This is a genomic window from Pseudomonas brassicacearum subsp. neoaurantiaca, from assembly GCF_013608025.1.
Taxonomy (GTDB): domain Bacteria; phylum Pseudomonadota; class Gammaproteobacteria; order Pseudomonadales; family Pseudomonadaceae; genus Aquipseudomonas.
On sequence record NZ_VDLV01000010.1, the window covers coordinates 84113 to 104716 of the forward strand.

12 protein-coding genes are annotated in these 20604 nt (G+C 62.5%); 6 read left to right on the forward strand and 6 right to left on the reverse strand.

Features of this window, described 5'->3' with window-relative positions; translation table 11 throughout:
* Window positions 1-88: 88 nt before the first annotated feature.
* The 3 genes from FHK92_RS07185 to recQ form a co-directional block, all read right to left on the reverse strand.
* Window positions 89-2062 (reverse strand): FimV/HubP family polar landmark protein, encoded by a 1974-nt coding sequence (locus FHK92_RS07185; protein ID WP_181287459.1) that lies wholly within the window; start codon window positions 2060-2062, stop codon window positions 89-91.
* A gap of 111 nt (window positions 2063-2173) precedes the next feature.
* Complete coding sequence (locus FHK92_RS07190) at window positions 2174-2608, reverse strand: MarR family transcriptional regulator (RefSeq protein WP_030141131.1); 435 nt, start codon at window positions 2606-2608, stop codon at window positions 2174-2176.
* Window positions 2609-2725: 117 nt separating this feature from the next.
* Window positions 2726-4852, reverse strand: coding sequence for a DNA helicase RecQ (gene recQ, locus FHK92_RS07195; RefSeq protein WP_181287460.1), 2127 nt, complete (start codon window positions 4850-4852; stop codon window positions 2726-2728).
* A 405-nt stretch (window positions 4853-5257) separates the two neighbouring features.
* On the opposite strand from recQ, the gene FHK92_RS07200 reads away from it, so the two are divergent.
* Both FHK92_RS07200 and FHK92_RS07205 read left to right on the forward strand, forming a co-directional pair.
* Entirely contained in the window at window positions 5258-5845 is a 588-nt protein-coding gene (locus FHK92_RS07200; RefSeq protein ID WP_030141133.1) for a UPF0149 family protein, read from the forward strand.
* A gap of 8 nt (window positions 5846-5853) precedes the next feature.
* Complete coding sequence (locus FHK92_RS07205) at window positions 5854-6249, forward strand: YbaN family protein (protein ID WP_181287461.1); 396 nt, start codon at window positions 5854-5856, stop codon at window positions 6247-6249.
* A gap of 163 nt (window positions 6250-6412) precedes the next feature.
* On the opposite strand, the gene FHK92_RS07210 is transcribed toward FHK92_RS07205, so the two are convergent.
* On the reverse strand, window positions 6413-12052 hold the full coding sequence (locus FHK92_RS07210) for a retention module-containing protein (protein ID WP_181287462.1): 5640 nt from the start codon (window positions 12050-12052) through the stop codon (window positions 6413-6415).
* Window positions 12053-12504: 452 nt separating this feature from the next.
* Between FHK92_RS07210 and FHK92_RS07215 the strand changes: the two genes are divergently transcribed.
* The 3 genes from FHK92_RS07215 to FHK92_RS07225 all read left to right on the forward strand — a co-directional run bounded on the left by FHK92_RS07215 (window position 12505) and on the right by FHK92_RS07225 (window position 17654).
* Window positions 12505-13863 (forward strand): TolC family outer membrane protein, encoded by a 1359-nt coding sequence (locus FHK92_RS07215; protein ID WP_181287463.1) that lies wholly within the window; start codon window positions 12505-12507, stop codon window positions 13861-13863.
* A 19-nt stretch (window positions 13864-13882) separates the two neighbouring features.
* On the forward strand, window positions 13883-16042 hold the full coding sequence (locus tag FHK92_RS07220) for a type I secretion system permease/ATPase (RefSeq protein ID WP_181287464.1): 2160 nt from the start codon (window positions 13883-13885) through the stop codon (window positions 16040-16042).
* 247 nt (window positions 16043-16289) lie between these two features.
* Window positions 16290-17654 carry an HlyD family type I secretion periplasmic adaptor subunit gene (locus tag FHK92_RS07225; RefSeq protein WP_181287465.1) on the forward strand — a complete coding sequence of 455 codons (1365 nt, stop codon included), beginning with the start codon at window positions 16290-16292 and terminating at the stop codon, window positions 17652-17654.
* Between the two features lie 157 nt (window positions 17655-17811).
* On the opposite strand, the gene FHK92_RS07230 is transcribed toward FHK92_RS07225, so the two are convergent.
* Both FHK92_RS07230 and FHK92_RS07235 read right to left on the reverse strand, forming a co-directional pair.
* Window positions 17812-18408 (reverse strand): tRNA-uridine aminocarboxypropyltransferase, encoded by a 597-nt coding sequence (locus tag FHK92_RS07230; protein ID WP_181287466.1) that lies wholly within the window; start codon window positions 18406-18408, stop codon window positions 17812-17814.
* 2 nt (window positions 18409-18410) lie between these two features.
* Window positions 18411-19304, reverse strand: coding sequence for a LysR family transcriptional regulator (locus FHK92_RS07235; RefSeq protein ID WP_181287467.1), 894 nt, complete (start codon window positions 19302-19304; stop codon window positions 18411-18413).
* A gap of 340 nt (window positions 19305-19644) precedes the next feature.
* Between FHK92_RS07235 and speB the strand changes: the two genes are divergently transcribed.
* Window positions 19645-20595, forward strand: a complete 951-nt coding sequence (gene speB, locus FHK92_RS07240; protein ID WP_181287468.1) for an agmatinase — start codon at window positions 19645-19647, stop codon at window positions 20593-20595.
* The last annotated feature ends 9 nt before the right edge of the window (window positions 20596-20604 follow it).

Consider the following 20604-nt stretch of genomic DNA (forward strand, 5'->3'; position numbering starts at 1 on the left):
GTGTCAGTCGATGAATATTTTGAAGGTGATGGCCTCTTTGCGAGCAGGCTCGCTCCCACAGGGGATCTGCGTCGGCCGTGCAATCATCTCAACGAATCCCGGCCAGCAGAACACGGGCGGTTTCCCTGAGCGGTTCATCGCCCTCTTGCAGCAACTCTTCCAGCAGGGTGATGGCGCTCTTCAGGTCGCCCTCGTCGATGCAATTCTGGGCTTCTTCCAGCTTTTCCGAATGCTCCGACGCCTGCAGCTCGAAGGACACAGGTTCCAGGGACAGTGACTCGAACTCAGGTTCAACGGACAGCGGTTCCAGCTCCAGCGCCTGCTCTTCGTCGGCAAACCCATCGAGGAAATCATCATCCAGCGACTCGGTTTCCAACGGTGCGCCCCATTGCAGGTCCGGTTCGTCGAAGCCCGATAGCGCCAGCGTGTCGGCGCCTGTAGACGGCGGCGTAGCTGGTGCAGGAGCCGTCGAGGGGTCATCGGCCAGGTCCCAACTGTTTTCGAGGGAGAGCCCATCCAGGTTCAACTCGAATTCATCACTGGGCGCCGCAACAGGTTCGGGGGCGGGCATTGGGGCCAGGGGCTGCGCGGATGTCTCCATCGGGGCGTTAACCATGGCGATCTTGGGGTAGCGCTTGCGAGTTTCTTCCAGCGTCTGGCGATCGACGCCTTGGGACAAGAGGTGGTTCTCCTGGGCCTGGAAGCCGATGACGTCGCCCTGCTTGCCCAGCACATCCAACAACTTGAGCCCCAGATCGGTACGCTCCGGCTCGGCCAGCAATGCCGCGCGCAGCAGTCCTGCGGCTTCGGTGAAGCGGCCATAGGTCAGGTAAATTCCAACGCCCTCGAGCACATCGCCCAGGGGAGCATCGCCGTTGTTGAACGACGCGGCGACTTCGGGGGGCTCCAAGTCCGCGCCATCTGCGTAGGTGTCGGTGTCGTCATTCAGGGCCAGGTCGGGGCGATCGGCCAATGGCACCGGGGCCGCCGTCTCCTGCTGTTGCCGATGGCGGACAAACAGCAAAAGCGCCAGCAACCCGAGCAGCCCCACCAATCCGCCCACCCACAGCCAGTCGATGCCTTCGGTTTCCGCCACTGGCGCCGTCTCGGCTTGCGGAGCGGATTCGACGGGTGCAGTAGATTCGGCAGGTTCGAGCGCGAGTTCCGAAGTGATCGCAGGTGGTGAGGCCTGGGTCAGCTGCGCTTGAAGCTCGCTGATCTGCTGGCGTTGCCCGGCGATTTCCTGGTCCTGGGCCTGGATCCGGGCCTGCAATTGTTCGATGGTCTGCTGTTGCTGCTGGTTTTGCAGCACGCTGGCGGCCAGTTGCTCGGTATTACCGTCGGTGGCGGCGGGAGCCGGGGCGGCAGGTTTTTGGGCTGGCGCTGGCAAGATCGCCGAATCGGGCAACAACAAGCGCTGGCCGATGGAAAGTCGCTCGCTGCCAGGGTTCAGCGCCTGGATCCCCTGCATCAGTTCATTGACCGAAGCATTGCTGCCCGCATCATGCAAGCGCTTGGCAATCACCCAGGGATTATCGCCCTGCACGACGGTATAGCGCTTGCCCTGTGTCGCCGGGGGCGGCTTGATGGCGGGTGTCGCCTCGGCTGGGCTGGAGGGTTCGTCAACGGTCGGCACCAGGCCTGGCGTACCGGGCGGATCGATCAGCACGGTGTATTCGCGCAACAGGCGCCCGTTGGGCTGGTTGAGCTGTACGAGGAAGTTGAGGAATGGTTCTTCCACCGGTTTGCTGGAGGTCACCCGGATGAAACTGCGTCCGCCCCGCAGCACAGGGGTGAACCGCAGGTTATTGAGAAAGAACACCCGCTCCACCCCGGAACGGCTGAAGTCGTCCGGACTCGCCAGGCTGGCGGAAAGATCACCCTCGCTGAGTCCCGCCGCATCAACCAGGGCGATCTCGGCGCGCAACGGTTGGTTCAAGGCGGAGTGAAGCGTGATTTCCCCGAGCCCCAGCGCCGACGCCAAGGCTGGAAACCCCAGGGCACCCACGACGACCGACACGTTGATCCAACTGCGCAACGTGGACTGCAAACTTTCAAGCATGGGTATCCCTTTGATCAACGACCTGTGCGAAACGCTTCCAATACGATCGCTTAGTACTGGTTATAGTTCGCTAACCGCCGAATCTCAAAAGTCTGGCGTCAGGGATATGCCTCAGGATCTTTCCAGGTTGGCCAGGATCGTGCCGTGGACCCGCATGCAGACGCGCATGTCCGCTTCGTCGACGCCTTCGAACAATTCCCGGCGCAACTGCGTGGCAATGGTTTCGATTTGTTCGATCAGCGGCAACGCCGGCGCGCACAGTACGATCTTCTTGGCGCGGCGGTCCTCGGCCACGGCCTGGCGTTGAACCAGACCCTGTGTTTCCAGGCTGTCGAGCAAACGGGCCAGGGTCGGGCCTTCAACGGCAACGCTCTGGGCCAGCTCCCGCTGGGTCGGGGCCTGTTCGAAACGGGCCAGGTGCAGCAGCACCAGCCAGCGCGCCTGGGACAGGCCCAGCCCGGCGAGGCGACGGTCCAGCTCGGCGCGCCAGCCACGGGACATCTGCGCCAGTTGCATGCCAAAACGGTGTTGATCGGTCAAAGGCATAAAAAACTCATCAGATCTGAAATAGAGAAAAACTAATTATTAGTCAGCTAAGCATGACCTTCGGATTCAAGCAAGGCTCGCGCTGTAGTGAATCGTTAAAGGAGCGTAACTGTTTGATCAGACTTCGAATTCCGATTGCAGCGCAGCCCTGACGCAATACAAGACCCCTTCCGGAACCCGTCCTGCGAACAACGCGGCGACTTCCGATACGGGAGGCAGCTCGCCTTCACCGTCGAGAAACGCATCCTGGACCTCGCCCATCAATTCTTCGGGCAGGTCCAGCGCCTGTTCCAAGGAAAGCTGTTGCTGACCAATGGCCTCGGCCAGCATCGTGTAGACATTCTTTTCCGAGCACTGCAATTGACTGGCAATCTGCAACGGGGTCATGCCGGCCCGCGCCAGGGTGATGAGTTCGTGGCGAACATCGGCCACCGCCGGCGGGGTCTCGGCTTCGCCACCCAGCACTTGGAGGAAGGCCTCGCCATAACGCTCCAGCTTGCGCGCACCGACGCCGCTGACCCGGGCCATTTCCGCCAGGGAAGTCGGTTGGCTGCGGAGCATTTCCAGCAACGTGGAATCGGGAAAGATGACATACGGCGGTACGCCGTGTTCTTCGGCCAGCTTGCGGCGCAGTGCCCGCAACGCTTCCCACTGATCGCGCTCTTCGCCGCGCACCAGTTGGCTGGCCTGGCTCTTGCTGCTCTTGACCGCGGTCGCCGGCTTGAGGTCGCGGCGCAGCTCCAGGGTGACTTCGCCCTTGAGCAAGGGCCGGCACGTCGCACTCAGGCGCAGGCCGCCATAGCCTTCCAGGTCGATGTCCGCCAGGCCGCGCGCCACGAGCTGTCGGAACAACGAGCGCCATTCGCTCTCGCTGCGGTCTTTACCCACGCCGAACACAGACAGGTGCTGGTGGCCGAAGCTGCGGACTTTCTCGTTGTCCTTGCCCAGCAACACATCCACCAGATGCCCGACGCCATAGCGCTGGCCCGTGCGATAAATCGCCGACAACGCCTGGCGGGCCGGCTCCGTGGCGTCCCAGGTTTCCACGCCATCGACGCAATTGTCGCAATGGCCGCAGGGCTGGGGCATGTCTTCGTCGAAATAGGCCAGCAGGGTCTGGCGGCGGCAGCGTGTCTCTTCGCATAGCGACAGCATGGCGTCGAGCTTGTGCTGTTCCAGGCGCTTGTGTCGCTCATCGCCTTCGGAGTTCTGCAGCATCTGCTTGAGCATCACCACGTCTTGCAGGCCGTAGGCCATCCAGGCATCGGCTGGCAAGCCGTCACGACCGGCACGCCCGGTTTCCTGGTAATAGGCTTCCAGGGACTTGGGCAAATCCAGGTGAGCGACGAAACGCACGTTGGGCTTGTCGATGCCCATGCCGAACGCCACGGTGGCCACCATGATCAGGCCTTCCTCGTTGAGGAAACGCTTTTGGTGATAGGCACGCAAATCGTTGGGCAGGCCGGCGTGATAAGGCAATGCCGGAAAACCCTGCTCGCTGAGGAACGCCGCCACTTCCTCGACTTTCTTGCGCGACAGGCAATAGACGATGCCCGCGTCGCTGCGCCGCTCGGCAAGGAACGCCAGCAGCTGCTTGCGTGGCTGCTCCTTGGGCACGATGCGGTAGAAAATGTTCGGGCGGTCGAAACTGGAGAGGAACCGCTCGGCGTTCTGCAGATGCAGACGGTCGACGATTTCTTCGCGGGTACGCTTGTCGGCGGTGGCGGTCAGGGCGATACGCGGGACGTCGGGGAACAGCTCGGCCAATTGCCCCAGTTGCAGGTATTCGCGACGGAAATCATGGCCCCATTGGGACACGCAGTGGGCTTCGTCGATGGCAAACAGGGCGATTTCCAGGCTCTGCAAAAACGCCAGCATGCGCGGCTGCACGAGGCGTTCCGGCGCCAGGTAAAGCATCTTCACCTCGCCACGCTTGATCCTCGCGGCCAGGTCCCGTTGCTGCTCGGCGCTCAAGGTGGAGTTCAGCGCCGCAGCGGCGACACCCAATTCTTCAAGGGTAGCGACCTGGTCGTCCATCAAGGCGATCAGCGGCGAAACCACCACCGCCAGGCCGTTGCGCAGCAGGGCCGGCACCTGGAAGCACAGCGACTTGCCGCCGCCGGTGGGCATGAGCACCAGGGCATCGCCACCGCTGGCCACGCGCTCAATAATGGCACCCTGGCGGCCACGGAAACTGTCGTAGCCGAAGATGTCCTTGAGAACGCGTTGAGCCTGTTCGAGCATAGAAACTCCAAAATCACCGAAACATCCCTGCAAGGCTGGTTCAGAATCACAAACGCTGCACCGGCAAATCGTAAGTGCGCGTTTCCAACCGACCGCAGGGCATCACAAAACGCGGCAGTATACCCGAGGGCTTCGTTGCGAAGGGGGCTGCTGACCAGAGGTTTGATGATCAACGCCGGGGTCCCACCGAACCTGTGGCGAGGGAGCTTGCTCCCGCTGGGTGGCGAAGCCGCCCCAAAAAACAGGGCCGCTGCGCGCCCCAGCGGGAGCAAGCTCCCTCGCCACAGGAAGCCCTGACATTGAGTCAAGCCCGGCCAACAAAAAGGCAAATCCACTACGCGGCTGGCCTGCCCGCTCAAGAAGGCCTAGAATTCCCGCATTGTTTATTCCCCAAGGTAGCCCGTAATGTCCTTCGCTGAGCAACTGACCCGCCTGCAAGTCTTCCTCGACGCCGATGAGCTGCACGAAGAGGCGCTGGACTACGTGGCCGCTCATGGCTATCTGACCGCCCTGTCGATCTGTTCCGAGCCGGTGCCGGACCGTGAGTGGATCGACGCCCTGTTCGCCGAAGAGCCGCATTACAGCGACGAAGCCCAGCGCGCCGAAATCGAAGCCACGCTGGTCGGCCTCAAGGCCCACATCGCCCGCCAACTGGCCTCCGATGAAGAGTTCGAATTGCCGTGCGAGCTGGACCTGGGCGACGACCCGGACGATTCGGAACTGCGCGGCTGGTGCATCGGTTTCATGGAAGGCGTGTTCCTGCGCGAAGCCGCCTGGTTCGAAACCGCGGAAGAAGAAGTCAGCGAAATGCTGTTGCCGATCATGGTCGGTTCGGGCCTGTTCGACGAGCAACCAGAGTTTTCGGACATTGCCGCCGACGCGAACCTGATGGACGACATGATCGTGCAGATCCCCGAAGCGCTGACCGCCCTGTACCTGCTGTGCAACGCCCCGGACGAGAAACCGGCGATCCTCAAGCCTCGCCACCACTGAGTGACCGGGTGCCCTCGCCAGTCGGCAACCGCCCGCTGATCCTGCGTTACGCTCTGCTGGCCATCGGCTGGCTGAGCGTAGTGCTGGGGGTCATTGGCATTTTCGTTCCCGTGCTCCCCACCACCCCTTTCCTGCTCCTGGCCGCCGCGTGCTTCGCCCGCAGTTCGCCCCGCTTCTATCAATGGCTGGTCGAACACCCCCGCCTCGGTCCGTGGATCAAAGACTACCTCAGTGGCAACGGCATTCCCCTCAAGGGCAAGGTCTACGCCATCGGTTTGATGTGGGCCAGTATCCTGTTTTCCTGCTATCTGGTGCCATTGCCGTGGGCGCGGGGATTCATGCTGACCAGCGCGGTGCTGGTGACGGTTTATATCCTCAGGCAGAAGACGCTGCGCACCCGCTGAGCAATGATTCGGTGTTCCCGTTGCGAGGAAGCCTTGCTCCCGCGAGGTGGCGAAGCCGCCCTGAAATCAGCCAACACACTCCTCCAGGCAGACCGCGCCAGCCGGTTTCACGACTGCTGCGCAGCCGAGCGGGAGCAAGCTCCCTCGCCACAGGTTCTTGGCTTCACACCGTATCCACCTTCAGTGAATGATCGTTCAACATGCCGTTGATAATTGTCGCCGTGTCCGCCCCACCCACCATCCCGCCCGATCCCGGCGTAACGCCGTAATGCGTGGCGAGGTCGACGCCGGCCAGGTCGATGGTCTGGTTCGGCGTGGCGCCGGCGGTGCTGCTGACGTCGATGCTGGTGATGACGGATGCGCCGGTACCCGTGACGGTGAAGTGCAGGTAGTCGTCCAGGGAGGCGGCGCTGCCGTTTTCGCCCAGTAGCAGTTGGGACAGGTCGAGTTTGTCGAGGCCCGGGGTGAAGTCGGTGATGACGTCGTGTCCGCTGTTGCCCGCCTGCCATTGGAAGGTGTCGGCGCCACTGCCGCCGGTGAGGGTGTTGTTGCCCAGGCCGCCGATCAGGATGTCATCGCCGCCACCGCCATTGAGCACGTCATGACCCAGGCCGCCGTCGATGCGATTGCTCGCGCTGTCGCCGGTCAAGGTGTCGTTGAAGTTCGAGCCGACGAGGTTTTCGATGCTGGCCAGGGTATCTGTTCCAGCCCCCAGGGTATTTTGCGCGGCCAGTAGGCCGAGGTTCACGGTGACGCCAGCGGTGGCGTGGGCGTAGCTGGCTGTGTCGTTGCCAGTGCCGCCGTCGAGCAAATCATTACCGCTGCCGCTGTAGAGCAAGTCATCGCCCGCCTCGCCATGCATCGTGTTGTTGCCCGTACCCGCGCTGAGGATGTCATTGCCATCACCAGCGTTCAGCACGTTGTCACCATTGTCGGCCAGCAGCACATCGTCAGCCGCCGTCCCGGTCAGGGTGTGGCCCGCTTGATAGCTGATGTCGACCGCGGCGCTGTCGCTGCCGCCGTGGTTGTCGCTGGCGGTATAGGTACCGTGATAATCCGACGTGCTGTCCTGGGCGCCGGCGTAATTGACCGTCATGGTCAGTTGATAACTTTCCGAGCCATTGACGTTACCGTTGCCAGGGTTGGGGATGTTGGTGATGTGGATCTGGTAGTTGCCATCCGCCGCGGCAGTGAACGAGGCGCCGTCATTGATCGCGACGAAAGGCCCGCCGTTCAGGGAGTATTCCATGGCGATGCGACCGGCGGCGAGGTTGTGGTCCAAGGTCAGGGTTTCGCCTTGCTTGAGGCTGATGTTGAGCCGGTCTTCATCGTTGGCGTTGTTGTTCGACACCGCCCCCAGCGCGCCACTGACCACCAGCATCGCCGTCATGCTCACGGCGTTGGCGACGAAGGCGCTGCGGTCGAGGTTGATCGATTGGACATTGTTACCGGTGAAGCTGGCAGTGCCGGTAGTGCCGGTGAAGTCCCCACCTTTGACGGCCCAGCCCGTATTGAAACCGGTGGGTGAAGCCGTGAGCGGATCGCCATTGGCGTCGCTGTCGTTGCCCAGCAGCAACTCCCCGGGCACCACGATATTGCCTGACAGTACGTTGGTGATGATGTTATCGGCGATCGCCACCGGCGCACTGTTGGGCACGACCTTGATCACCAGGCTGGAACCCGCCAGGTCGCCGTCGTTGTCGCTGACGGTGTAGCCGATGTTTTCGGTGATCAAGGTGCTGGTGGTGGTCTGCGAGGTGTAGCTGAACGCACCGGTGTCAAGATTGACCACCAGGGTGCCGTCATGGTCGGTGGCGATGCTCACGGTGTTGGTTGCGGTGTTGAACGTACCGTGGTTGGTCCCGCCGCTGGCGGTCAGCGCACCTTGGCCACCGTTGGCGTCCGGGTTGTAGCTGTAGGTCGTCCCATCCACCACCAGGCTTTTGATAAATCCGCCGTCGGCGCCGAACGAACCGCCCTCGCCCAACAGGTTGCCCGTCACCGGGATACCTTGGACAGTGCCCGAGAGCACTGAGTTGAGCTGGTTCAGGTCGGTGACCACCACCGCGTTGGTGTCGGTGTGAGTGCTGCCGTCATAGGCCAACGGATCGAGGTGGGCGTTGCTGACGCCGCTGCCCAGGCCGATGGCGTAGTTCTTGATGCCATTGGCGTCGAGGAAGGCTTTCCACGCCGCTTCATCCGCGGTGCCGGTTTCCTGGCCCGAGGTGGGCTTGCCGTCGGAAAAGAAGTAGCCGATGTTCTGCGCGCCGGTCAATTGGCCAGAGGTGAGAAACGCGGTCTTGGCCGCTGCCACCGCTGCGTCGTAGTTGGTCATGCCATCTGCCGAGAGACTGCTGAGAAGCGTCTTGGCCGTCGCCACGTCTACCCACACCGACGACTGGTCGGTGGCGCTGGTGCTGAAGGTCACGAGCTGGACTTTCACATCGCCCAGGTCATCGTATTTATCAAGCAAGGCGCTGATGGCCTGTTTTGCCAGGTCCAGCCGCGAAAGCCCCGCCACGCCGGAAGCATCGTCCATGCTGCCGGACACGTCGAGCACGATCAGCAGGTTCGAATCGATCTCCGTCGCCGTGACCGAGCGTTCGGACGCAACGGCCGTGGGCACATCGTCAACGATGCTGACCACCAGGTTGCCGGTGGTGCTGTTGCCCAGGGCGTCGGTGGCCTGATAAGTGAAGCTTTCGCTCAACACGTTCGGGCCGTCGTTGGCGTGGGGCGAGGTGGTCGCCGGTGAAGTCAGTGTATAGGTGTAGGAGCCGTCGGGATTGAGCAGCAATTGGCCGTGGGCGCCAGTAGCGTCGCCCAGCAGTGTGAACGTCACGGCCCCGGTGGCGCCGCTGACCGAGCCCACCAGGGTACCGCTGGCGGTTTCGCTGGTGGAACCCGGCTCACTGCCCGTCGCGGTACCGGGAGCCAGGTCCTGGCCATCCTGTTTCAGGTCGAGGGCTTTCTCGAAGACGGTGACGTCATGATCGGTTTCCGCGACCAGGCAACTGTTGTGCACATCGATAGTGATGGTCGTGGTGCTTTCGTCACCATCAGCATCGCGCACGGTGTAGGTGAACACGTCGGTGGCGCCCGCTTCGCCCACGGAGCCGGGGTTGCTGTGATAGACCGCGTTGCCATTGGCATCCAGGGTCAGGTAGCCATACGTGCCATTGATTTGTGTGTTCAAGCCACCGGTGGCCGGGCTCGACGTGTCGCTGCCGGCCCGCACGCCTATCACTGCGCCGCCATCGGCGCCAAGCACGTCGTTATCCAATACGTTACCGCTGACCATCCCACCTTCTATCACCGAAGCGTTATCAGCGTGAGCCTGGGGCACGTCGTCGACGATATTGATGACGATGGTGCTGGTGACGGTGTTGCCGAGTGAATCGGTGGCCTGATAGATAAAGCTTTCGCTCAGCACGTTCGGGCCGTCGTTGGCGGCGGGTGAAGTGGAGGCTGGCGAGGTCAGGGTGTAGGTGTAAGAGCCGTCGGGGTTGAGGAGCAGTTGACCGTGGGCACCCGTGGCACTGCCGACGAGGGCGAAGGTGACGGCACCAATGGCGCCGGTGACCGCATCCACGAGGCTGCCCGTGGCGGTTTCGCCGGTGGCGCTCGGGTCGCTGCCGGTAACCGTGCCGGGGGCAAGGTCTTGGCCGTCCTGATTCAGGTCGAGCGCGCTTTCATGCACGCTGACTTCATGATCCGGCGCGGCGACGAAGCAACTGGCGTGCACATCGATGGTGATGGTCGTGGTGCTTTCATCGCCATCGACGTCGCGCACGGTGTAGGTGAACACGTCGGTGGCGCCCGGTGCGCTGACGGTGTTCGGATTGCTGTGGTAAACCGCATTGCCGTTGGTGTCCAGGGTCAGGTAACCGTAGGCGCCGTTAACCTGCGTGTCGAGGCCGCCGATGGCCGACGTGGATGTATCGCCGCCAGCGCGAACACCGACCACCGCGCCGCTCGCGGCGGGGCCGTCGGCACCGCCGTCGTCGTTGTTCAACACGTTGCCACTGACGGTGCCGCCCTCATCCACCGAGGCGGAATCCGCGTGGGCAGTGGGCAAGTCGTCGACAATATTCACATCCAGATTGCCCGTGGCGGTGGTGCCGTTATCGTCGGTGGCGACCACGGTGAATTGCTCGCTTAGGCTGTTGGCGCCGTTCGCATTTGGATGCGCTTCGTTGTCGAGCAAGGTGTAGCTGTAGCTGACCACACCAGTCGCGGCGTTGAAGCCGGTCACGGTCAAGGTGTTGCCCAGCGCCGTGGTGATCGATTGTGGGAAGCCAGCGGTTACGCCACCGCTGACCACGGTGATGCCGCCAACGCTGAGGGTTTGCACACCGTCCAGCGCGGTCACGGTGAAGGTGCCGCTTTGGGTCAACGCCGGAGCGTCCGGGCTGCTGCCGTCGCTGAGGTTCTTCTCCTGCACCGTCAGCTCGCCGCCTTCGGTGTCGAGGCCGGTGATGATCACTGGATCGTCGTTGTTGTGGACTTGCAGCACCAGATTGGCGGTGCTGGTGTCGCCGTCGGCGTCGGTCAGGGTGTAGGTGAAGGTTTCGGTGCCGCTGCCACCGCCGTGCAACGCGACGAATTGCGGATCGCTGGTGTTCAGCGTGTAGGTGTAGGTGCCGTTGGGATTGAGCACCAGGGTGCCGTAAGTGCCAGTGAAGGTGCCGCCGATAATCGGCCCGCTGGCGGGGCCGGTGGGAATACGGTCGGCGCCTTGGTGGTCGTTGGGCAAGACATTGCCGGTGAGCGTGACAAGGGTTTCCGAGGCCGTGCTGGCGTGGCTGTCGTCGATCGCCTGGGGCACGTCGTCGGTGATGTTGACGTCCAGGGTTCCGTTGGCGGTGTCGCCATCGGTGTCGACAGCCACCACTGGGAATTGCTCGTTGATGCTGTTGGCACCGCCGCCCACCGGATGGGTTTCATTGTCGTTCAGGGTGTAGCTGTAGCTGACAACGCCGGTGGTCGGGTCATAGCCAGTAACGGTCAGGGTGTTGCCCAAGGGCGAGGTGACGGATTGTGGGAAACCTGCGGGCACGCCGCCGCTAATCACGCTGATGCCGCCGATGCTCAGGCTGCTCAGCCCGTCGGGTGCAGAAACCGTGAACGTACCGCTTTGCACCAACGCGCCTGGATTGCTGGCGGTACCGTCAGCGAGGTTGGCCTCGTTGGCGGTCAGTTCTCCGCCGTCCACGGTAAGGCCGTCCAAAGTGACGGGATTGTCCGGTGTCTCGGGCGTTACTGGCGGCACGGTACCGTCGTCGCGGCCATCAGGATCGGCCGCCAATTCCAACTGGGGAAATTCCGGAATTCCATTGAACCCCGCCGTGGGAAAGCCGATCTGTGGAGCGACTTGTCCACCGACCTCCTCCAACAGCACAAAACTGTGCCCGCCCCCCAGCGCGCCCGCCGCGCTTGCGTTGCCGGGTCCTGCTGCCGTGGCTTCGCCGGCTTGGGTCGGGTCGGCACCGGCCGCGATGGCTTGCTGCAGCTTTTGCACATCGGTCAGTTGCGCATCGCTCGGCGCCGACGTTTCAGGCGTGTCGACGTGCGGGGCCTGATTGGCGAGCAGTTGCGAGGTCAAGGTCAGGTCGCTGCCGCGCCCCAACGTCAATTCATGGCCGTTCTGTAAATGCACGGCCACTGCGCCTTCGGCACCGGTGATCAAGTGCTCGCCGGCATACAACCGATCGCCTTCGACCAGTGGGCGTCGCAACCCACCGGCGGCCTCCGCGAAAACCTGCCCTACCACCTTACTGACGGTACCGATGAGCGCTGCCATGTGCATTCCCTCCGTTGCCAACCGTGGTCGGCATCTGTCTGGGTGAAGAAGTCGTGCTCAAGTCGACCGTCAGAGTCTGGAAAATCTGCCAGCTTTCACGGGGCCTGGCGACACTAGCGTTTTGCCAGAATGACAAAAAACCGTCACCCAAAAACGCCCCATTTTTCAACTTTTTTGCAGTTCTTCACGTTGTTTCAAAATTTGAATGGAACTTTTTATTGACGTCTTAAAACCGTCAGAACCCGCAAATACAAAGGCTCTCGCTCTGAACAATGTGCCGGTTTTTTCCAAGGACATAAGATTTTTTCGAAATATGCGTTATGAGAAATTCTTCTTAGGTTTTGCGCAGGATGTTCTTAGCTGTGTTGTTACAAGGTTGAAACGGTTTTGATCTTTTAAACGTCAATTTTCTGGCGACAACGAAGCACAACAGACCTCAGGAGATACACCCCATGCGCGTTCTTACACCCCTCTGCAGCGCGGTTTTGCTGGCCATGGCCTGTTCTTCTCAGGCGCAGGCAATGTCGTTGACCGAAGCCATCCAGAGCACCATCGCGACGCACCCCGAATTGGCACAACGGGTGGACAGCCGCCTGTCGGCCAACGAAGACGTCAAAGTGGCAAGAGGGGGCTTTTATCCATCAGTGGATTTGAACGCCGGATATGGTCGCGGCTACAGCGACAACACCAATACCCGGGCGCTGGGCAACCACCACACGAACATCCTGACCTACACCCAGTCGGAGCTGCGCCTGCGGCAGATGATCTTTGACGGGTTCAATACCGCCAATGAAGTCGAGCGTACCCAGGGGGTGGTCAATTCCCGGGCCTATTACGCCCAGGGCACTGCGCAAGACCTGGCCCTGCGCACCATCGAGGTCTACCTGGAAGTGCTCAAGCGTCGAGAGCTGCTGACCCTGGCCAAGAACAACCTGCAGGCGCACCTGCGGGTCAACGACCAGATCGGCCTGCGCACCGAACGTGGCGTGGGCAGCACCGCCGACTCCGACCAGTCCAATGCCCGTCGGGCCCTGGCGGAAAACAACTACGACACCGCCCAGGTTGACCTGGCCGACGCCGAGGCGAACTTCTATAGCGTGGTCGGGCGCATGCCCGATGAGTTGGAGACGCCGCCATCCACCAAAGGCGAGATCCCTGCCGAACTGCGCGAAGCCCAGCAAAGCATGGTGGATAACAACCCTTACCTGAAATCGGCCCAGGCCGACATCCAGTCCGCCGAAAGCCAATATGAAGTGGCGAAATCACCGTTCTACCCGCGCTTCGACGCCGAGGCTGCGGTGGGCGCCAACAACAACATCGGTGGTGAAGAAGGTCACGACAATAATTGGCGGGTCGGCGTAGTGATGAACTACAACCTGTTCCGCGGCGGCAGCGACAAGGCGCGGCTGGCGTCCAACGCCCATCAAATCAACCAGGCCATGGACATCCGCAACAACGCCTTGCGCCAGCTCAACGAAGACACGCGCCTGGCCTGGAACGCGATGACCAATGCACGCAAACAGACCCCGACGGCTCGCGAATACGCCGACACCACCGCCCGCGTGCGCGCCGCTTACCAGGATCAGTTCGGCCTCGGCCAACGGACCCTGCTCGACCTGCTCGACAGCGAAAACGAGCTGTACAACGCCAACCGTCGCTACACCGAGGTGCGCTACACCGAGGAGTTCTCGATGTACCGGGTGCTGGCAAACATGGGCCTGCTGCTGCATAAGCAGCGGATCGTGCTGCCGGCCGATGCGGTCGCGCAGACCGAAGTCAAGAACCAGGCACGGCTGCCGGAACTGAAGTAATCCCGTGGGAGCGACCGACGTGACCAGCATGGAACCCGCAACCCCGAGTGCCGACCCGCGCTTGAACTTTGATGATCCCTTGCTGGACGGTTTGTTGATCCTCTGCAAACTCCATGGCGCGACCGTCAGCCGCGCCAGCCTCAGCGCCGGGCTTCCTATGGCGCACCAACGCTTGAGCCTGGACCTGCTGCCGCGCGCAGCGGCCCGGGCCGGCTTGCAGGCGCGGCTGTTGCGTCGCGACCTGGCGGACATTTCGGCGCTCAACCTGCCGGTGATGCTGATCCTCGCCGGGGGTCGTTGCGCCATATTGCGGCGCTGGGGCGAAGACGGTCGCGCGCTGATCCTGCCCAGCGAGGCCGATGGCGGCGAACAATGGGTCAGCCGCGAAGAGCTGTCCGCCGATTACAGCGGCCAGGCCTTGTTCGCCCGGCCGCGTCACGAACTCGAAGACCTGCGCGCGCCCTTGGTGCCGCGAGTCGAAGCTTGGTTTCGCGACACCTTGAAACTGTCGCGCTGGTTGTACAGCGATGCGATCCTGGCGAGTTTCCTGATTAACCTGCTGGGACTGATGGTGCCGCTGTTCGTCATGCAGACCTACGACCGCGTGGTGCCGAACCAGGCTACATCGACGCTGTGGGTGCTGGCCGTGGGGCTGTTGATCGGCACCGGTTTCGAACTGGTGTTGCGGGTGGTGCGGGCTCATTTGCTGGACACCGCTGGCAAGAAAACCGACGTGATTCTCTCCGCCACCCTGTTCGAACGCATCACCGGCATGGCAATGAAAGCCAAGCCCGTGACCATTGGCGGCTTTGCCCAGAGCATCCATGACTTCCAGGGGCTTCGGGAATTCCTGACGGCGGTGACGCTAACCAGTTTGATCGACCTGCCCTTCGCCCTGCTGATGCTGGTGGTGATCGGCCTGCTGGGCGGCTGGCTGGTGGTCATCCCCGTGGTGGCGTTTCCGATCACCATTGTCTTCGCCATGATCATCCAGGCGCGCCTGCGCGACACCGTGCAGAAGAGCCTGGCCTTGGGCGCCCAACGGCAGGCCCTGCTGATCGAAACCCTCGGCGGTCTGGAGACCCTCAAGGCCTGCAGCGCCGAAAGCGAGCGCCAGCATCAATGGGAAAGCACCCACGGCGCCCTCACCCGCCTCGACAGCCATGCGCGCAACCTCTCGGCGCTGGCGACCAACGGCACGCTGTTCCTCCAACAGTTGGCGGGCATGACCACGATCGTCGCCGGGGTCTACAGCATCATCGCCGGCAACCTCAGCGTCGGTGCGCTGGTGGCGACCTGTATGCTCGGCAGCCGGGTGCTCGCGCCGTTGGGCCAGATCGCCGGGCTGATCACCCGTTACCAGCAGGCCCAGCTCACCATGCGCAGCACTGATGCCCTGATGGCTTTGCCCCAGGAACGCGATGCCAAGCAGCGCCCGCTAGACCGCACCCAATTGCAAGGCGCGCTGGACGTGAGCGGCGTGACCTTCCACTACAACGGCCAGAACACCCCAGCGCTGGCGAACGTCAGTTTCAGCCTCAAGCCGGGCGAACGAGTCGGGATCATCGGCCGCAGCGGCTCGGGCAAAAGCACCCTGGCGCGACTGGTGATGGGTTTTTATGCACCCGAGGAAGGCCAGTTGCTGTTGGACGGCCTGGACCTGCGGCAACTGGACGTCGCCGACCTGCGCCAACAGATCGGTTACGTCGCCCATGACCTGCCGCTCTTGGCCGGCAGCCTGCGCGATAACCTCACTCTCGGTGCCCGCTACATCAGCGACGCACGCATGCTCGAAGTGGCAGAACTGACCGGTGTCACCGAACTGGCGCGCCAGCATCCGCAGGGTTTTGATCGCCCGGTGGGTGAGCGCGGGCAATTGCTGTCCGGCGGCCAGCGCCAGGCCGTTTTGCTGGCCAGGGCCTTGTTGCTCGACCCGCCGATCCTGCTGCTGGACGAACCCACCAGCGCCATGGACAACAGCAGCGAAGACGCCCTGCGGCAGAAACTTCATACCCACGTACAGGGCAAGACCGTGCTGCTGGTCACCCACCGCACCTCGATGCTGAGCCTGGTGGATCGTTTGGTGGTACTGGATAACGGACGGATCGTGGCGGATGGGCCGAAGGAAACGGTGATCGAGGCGTTGCGCAAAGGGCGGGTGGGCTCAGCGGCGGTTTAGAAGCCGACACATACCCTGTTTGGTCCGGGGACATGGTTAACACCTGTGGCGAGGGAGCTTGCTCCCGCTCGGCGGCGCAGCCGTCGTAAAACCTGCCCGCGCGATCTAACTGATGCACCGAGGTGAATGGTTTTTGGGGCTGCTTCGCAGCCCAGCGGGAGCAAGCTCCCTCGCCACAAAAGCAGTGTTCTGCCTATGACAACAAGAGTATTCGGCTTTATTTTCTCTCACTGACGGGGACCGCCCCATGGCCGTTCATACACCGGATTCAGCCGCCCGAAGCTACTTCGGAAGTTTCAGCAAAAGCGCCGAAAGCGAGTTCATGCCGGAAACTGCCGGCGCGACGCTGCAGGACTCGCCGCGCCGGTCGCGCGTCACCGTGTGGCTGGCCGCAGGGCTGATCATCAGCGGTTTGGTCTGGGCCAAACTGGCGGTGCTGCAGGAAGTCACCACCGGCGAAGGCAAGGCGATTCCGTCGAGCAAGATCCAAGTGATCCAGAACCTCGAAGGCGGCATCGTCACCGAGATTTTCGTGCGCGAAGGCCAGATGGTGAACAAGGGCGACACCCTGCTGCGCCTGGACGACACGCGGTTCCTGTCGAACAAGGGTGAGAGCGAGGCAGATCGATATGCGCTGATGGCACAGGTCGAACGCTTGTCGGCAGAGGCTGAAGGACGACCCATGCAGTTATCCAGCGAAGTGACCGGCAAGGCGCCGCAGGTGGCCGAAGACGAGCGCGCGCTCCATGAGCAACGTCAGCGGCGCCTGGCCAGCGAGCAGCGGACCCTGACCGAACAGCTGCGGCAGAAAACCCAGGAGCTCGCCGAGTTTCGCTCCAAGCAAGGCCAGTTCAGCTCGGCGCTGGCCTTGCTGCAAGAAGAGATGAACATGTCGGCGCCGCTGGTGCGCACCGGGGCGGTTTCACCCGTCGAAATCCTCCGGCTCAAGCGCAGCGCAGTGGAAATCCGCGGCTCGCTCAACGCCACGACTTTGGCGATTCCTCGGGCTGAGTCAGCGATCAATGAGATCAAGAGCAAGATCGACGAATCGGAACAGAGCTTCCGTTCCGATGCCGCGAAAGACCTCAACGAGAAACGCACCGAGCTGTCGAAAATCACCGCCACGAGCATCGCCATCGACGACCGCGTGACCCGCACCACCGTGGTCTCGCCGGTGCACGGGGTGATCAAGCAGTTGAAGGTCAACACCATCGGCGGCGTGGTCCAGCCGGGCAGCGACATGATCGAAATCGTGCCCCTGGAGGACAACCTGCTGATCGAAGCCAAGGTCCGGCCACAAGACGTGGCGTTCCTGCACCCTGGCCAAAAAGCCATGGTCAAGTTCAGTGCCTACGACTACACGATCTATGGCGGCCTGAGCGCCAAACTCGAACTGATCGGCGCCGACACCATCACCGATGACAAGGGCAACAGCTTCTATTTGATTCAGGTGCGGACCGACAGGAACCATTTGGGCGGGGATGCGAAACCGTTGCTGATCATCCCGGGCATGGTGGCGACGGTGGACATCATCACTGGGGAGAAAAGTGTGCTGGACTACCTGCTGAAACCGGTGCTGAAGGCGCGGACCGAGGCGATGCGCGAACGGTGATCCGGACTTCACTCAACCCTGTGGCGAGGGAGCTTGCTCCCGCTGGCTGCGCAGCAGCCCCAAGACCATCCACCTCGTAGTGTCAGGCAGACCGCGCCAGCAGGTTTTACGACGGCTACGCCGCCGAGCGGGAGCAAGCTCCCTCGCCACGGGGCCGCTATTCACTTCCATGGTTTTTCTGATAGGTCTCCTCTCCCATCGCCGCAATCTGGCCCTCGATCAACGCCTCGAACGGCCTCAGCAACGGCTCGAAGCTCGCCGGCGCCTCCAGCACCTGCAAGGCCTGCACGATGGCCTCCACCGTCGACAACGCCCCCGGCCCTGGCGCCTTGCGCAAGCGGTAGCGGGACACGCCGCCGTCGGCCAACGTCACCCTCGGCAGCGCCGCCAGCAGCGGGTTGAGGTGCAAGATCTTGCGGGCCTTGCGCCAGGTGCCGTCGGGAACGACCAAGAGCAATGGCTCATCCGACGCGCCATAGGCCTGGATTGGCTGCGCATCGTCAGCGGGGAACAACAACCGCGCCCGGTAACCCGGTTGGTTGAGCAGCCGGGGCAAATCCTCGAACACTTCACCCACGATCAGCTCGGCATTGTTGAGCCCCAACGCCGCCAACCGGGCGGTGTTCAAGGCGTGATTCACTTCGCTGGGATGCTGCAACAGCAGCACGCGGGTGCGGCTGTCGAGGCTGGGGATCAACGGGCACAGGCAATGACTTTGCGGTCGTTGGCAGCGCGGGCAGTGGATTCTGGACATGGTCAGGCCTGGTTCAGTTGAGCTTTGAGCAAATCACGGAAGGTCTGGATCAGCGGCTCGCGGCTGCGGCCACGGCGCACGATCATCGAAAACGGCGCCTGATAACCAAACGTCGCCGGCAGCAGCACGCGCAAGTCGCCCTTGTCGACCCAGGCCTGGGCGTAGTGCTCGGGCAGATAACCGATGTAGGCGCCCGACAGCACGAGGATCAGCTGGGCTTCCATGCTTTCTACTGTCGCCGCACTGTGCTTGAAGCCATGGCGGGCCAATTCTGCCTGGCTCCAATATCCGCGCCCGACCATGCGTTGCTGGGTGATGAGTTGTTCGGGGATGCGCCGTTCAGTGAACAACGGATGGCGATTGCTGCAATACAACCAGTGCTGCTCACGGTACAACGGCATGTAGACCAGCCCGCTCATGCGCGTGGAAAACGCGCCGATGGCCAAGTCCAGGCGGTTGTCCTGCACGCCGAGTTGCAATTCGTAAGGGCTCAGGACCGACAGGTGCAGGTGCACCGCCGGATGTTCCTGGCTGTACGCGCCGATGGCTTCGGCGAACGGCAAGGCCTTGTCGCTGACGGTGGAGTCGATCACCCCGAGGTTCAGCGTGCCGCGCAACTCGCCCTTGAGGGCGGCGGCATATTGCTCGAAGCCTTCGAGCTCGCCGAGCAGGCGCAAGGTTTCCTGATGGAACAACTCACCTTTGCTGGTCAGGCTGAACCCGCCCCGGCCGCGATGACAGAGCACCAGGCCGAGGGCCGATTCCAGTTGGCTCATGTAGGTGCTGATGGCCGACGTGGACAGGTTGAGTTCGTGCTGGGCATTGGCGAACCCCTGGTGCCGGACGACGCTGACGAAGATGCGCAGCAGTTTCAGGTCGGGTAGAGCGTTGGCCATTGGGGTGTCTCCGAATTACTCAGGGCTTGGTAGCGCTCTTGTGGCGAGGGAGCTTGCTCCCGCTCGGCGGCGCAGCCGTCGCAAAACCTGCCCACGCGATCTACCTGATGCACCGAGGTGAAGGGTTTTGGGGCTGCTTCGCAGCCCAGCGGGAGCAAGCTCCCTCGCCACAGGAGGAATCATCTGCCCCCTGGGATCGCACTGATGCGGAGTCTATCGCCCCGCCCGCGATTAGTTTAGAAAAATCTGAACTAAGTATTTGCCGCCAGCGATTCTTCAGGGCAACGGCTTTTCGCAGAATCGGCGCCTGATAAATAAAACAAACGATGAGGCCCTACCCGTGGACAAGATTCTTCACCAACCACTGGGCGGCAACGAAATGCCGCGCTTCGGCGGCATCGCCACCATGATGCGACTTCCCCATTTGCCAACCGCTGCCGGCCTCGACGCTGCATTCGTCGGCGTGCCGCTGGACATCGGTACGTCCCTGCGCGCCGGTACCCGTTTCGGCCCGCGCGAAATCCGCGCCGAATCCGTGATGATCCGCCCCTACAACATGGCCACCGGTGCCGCGCCGTTCGACTCGCTGTCGGTGGCGGACATCGGTGATGTGGCGATCAACACCTTCAACCTGCTGGACGCGGTACGGATCATCGAAGAGTCGTACCACAAGATCCTCGAACACGACGTCATCCCGCTGACCCTGGGCGGTGACCACACCATCACCCTGCCGATCCTGCGGGCGATCCACAAGAAACACGGCAAGGTCGGCCTCGTGCACATCGACGCCCATGCCGATGTCAACGATCACATGTTCGGCGAGAAAATCGCCCACGGCACCACCTTCCGCCGTGCCGTGGAGGAAGGCCTGCTTGATTGCGACCGCGTGGTGCAGATTGGCCTGCGCGCCCAGGGCTATACCGCCGAGGACTTCAACTGGAGCCGCAACCAGGGTTTCCGCGTGGTCCAGGCCGAAGAGTGCTGGCACAAATCCCTGGCCCCCCTCATGGCCGAAGTGCGCGAGAAAGTCGGCGGCGGTCCGGTTTACCTGAGCTTCGACATCGACGGCATCGACCCGGCCTGGGCACCGGGCACCGGTACCCCGGAAATCGGTGGCTTGACCACTATCCAAGCGATTGAAATTGTCCGTGGCTGCCAGGGCCTCGACCTGGTTGGTTGCGATCTGGTAGAAGTTTCGCCGCCCTACGACACCACCGGCAACACCTCGCTGCTGGGCGCCAACCTGCTGTACGAGATGCTCTGCGTACTGCCCGGCGTGGTCCATCGCTGAGGCGCGGCC

Coding starts and splice junctions, on each gene's coding strand:
- FHK92_RS07185 (WP_181287459.1), bottom strand. CDS start 2,062: ATGCTTGAAAGTTTGCAGTCCACGTTGCGCAGTTGGATCAACGTGTCG.
- FHK92_RS07190 (WP_030141131.1), bottom strand. CDS start 2,608: ATGCCTTTGACCGATCAACACCGTTTTGGCATGCAACTGGCGCAGATG.
- recQ (WP_181287460.1), bottom strand. CDS start 4,852: ATGCTCGAACAGGCTCAACGCGTTCTCAAGGACATCTTCGGCTACGAC.
- FHK92_RS07200 (WP_030141133.1), top strand. CDS start 5,258: ATGTCCTTCGCTGAGCAACTGACCCGCCTGCAAGTCTTCCTCGACGCC.
- FHK92_RS07210 (WP_181287462.1), bottom strand. CDS start 12,052: ATGGCAGCGCTCATCGGTACCGTCAGTAAGGTGGTAGGGCAGGTTTTC.
- FHK92_RS07215 (WP_181287463.1), top strand. CDS start 12,505: ATGCGCGTTCTTACACCCCTCTGCAGCGCGGTTTTGCTGGCCATGGCC.
- FHK92_RS07225 (WP_181287465.1), top strand. CDS start 16,290: ATGGCCGTTCATACACCGGATTCAGCCGCCCGAAGCTACTTCGGAAGT.
- FHK92_RS07230 (WP_181287466.1), bottom strand. CDS start 18,408: ATGTCCAGAATCCACTGCCCGCGCTGCCAACGACCGCAAAGTCATTGC.
- FHK92_RS07235 (WP_181287467.1), bottom strand. CDS start 19,304: ATGGCCAACGCTCTACCCGACCTGAAACTGCTGCGCATCTTCGTCAGC.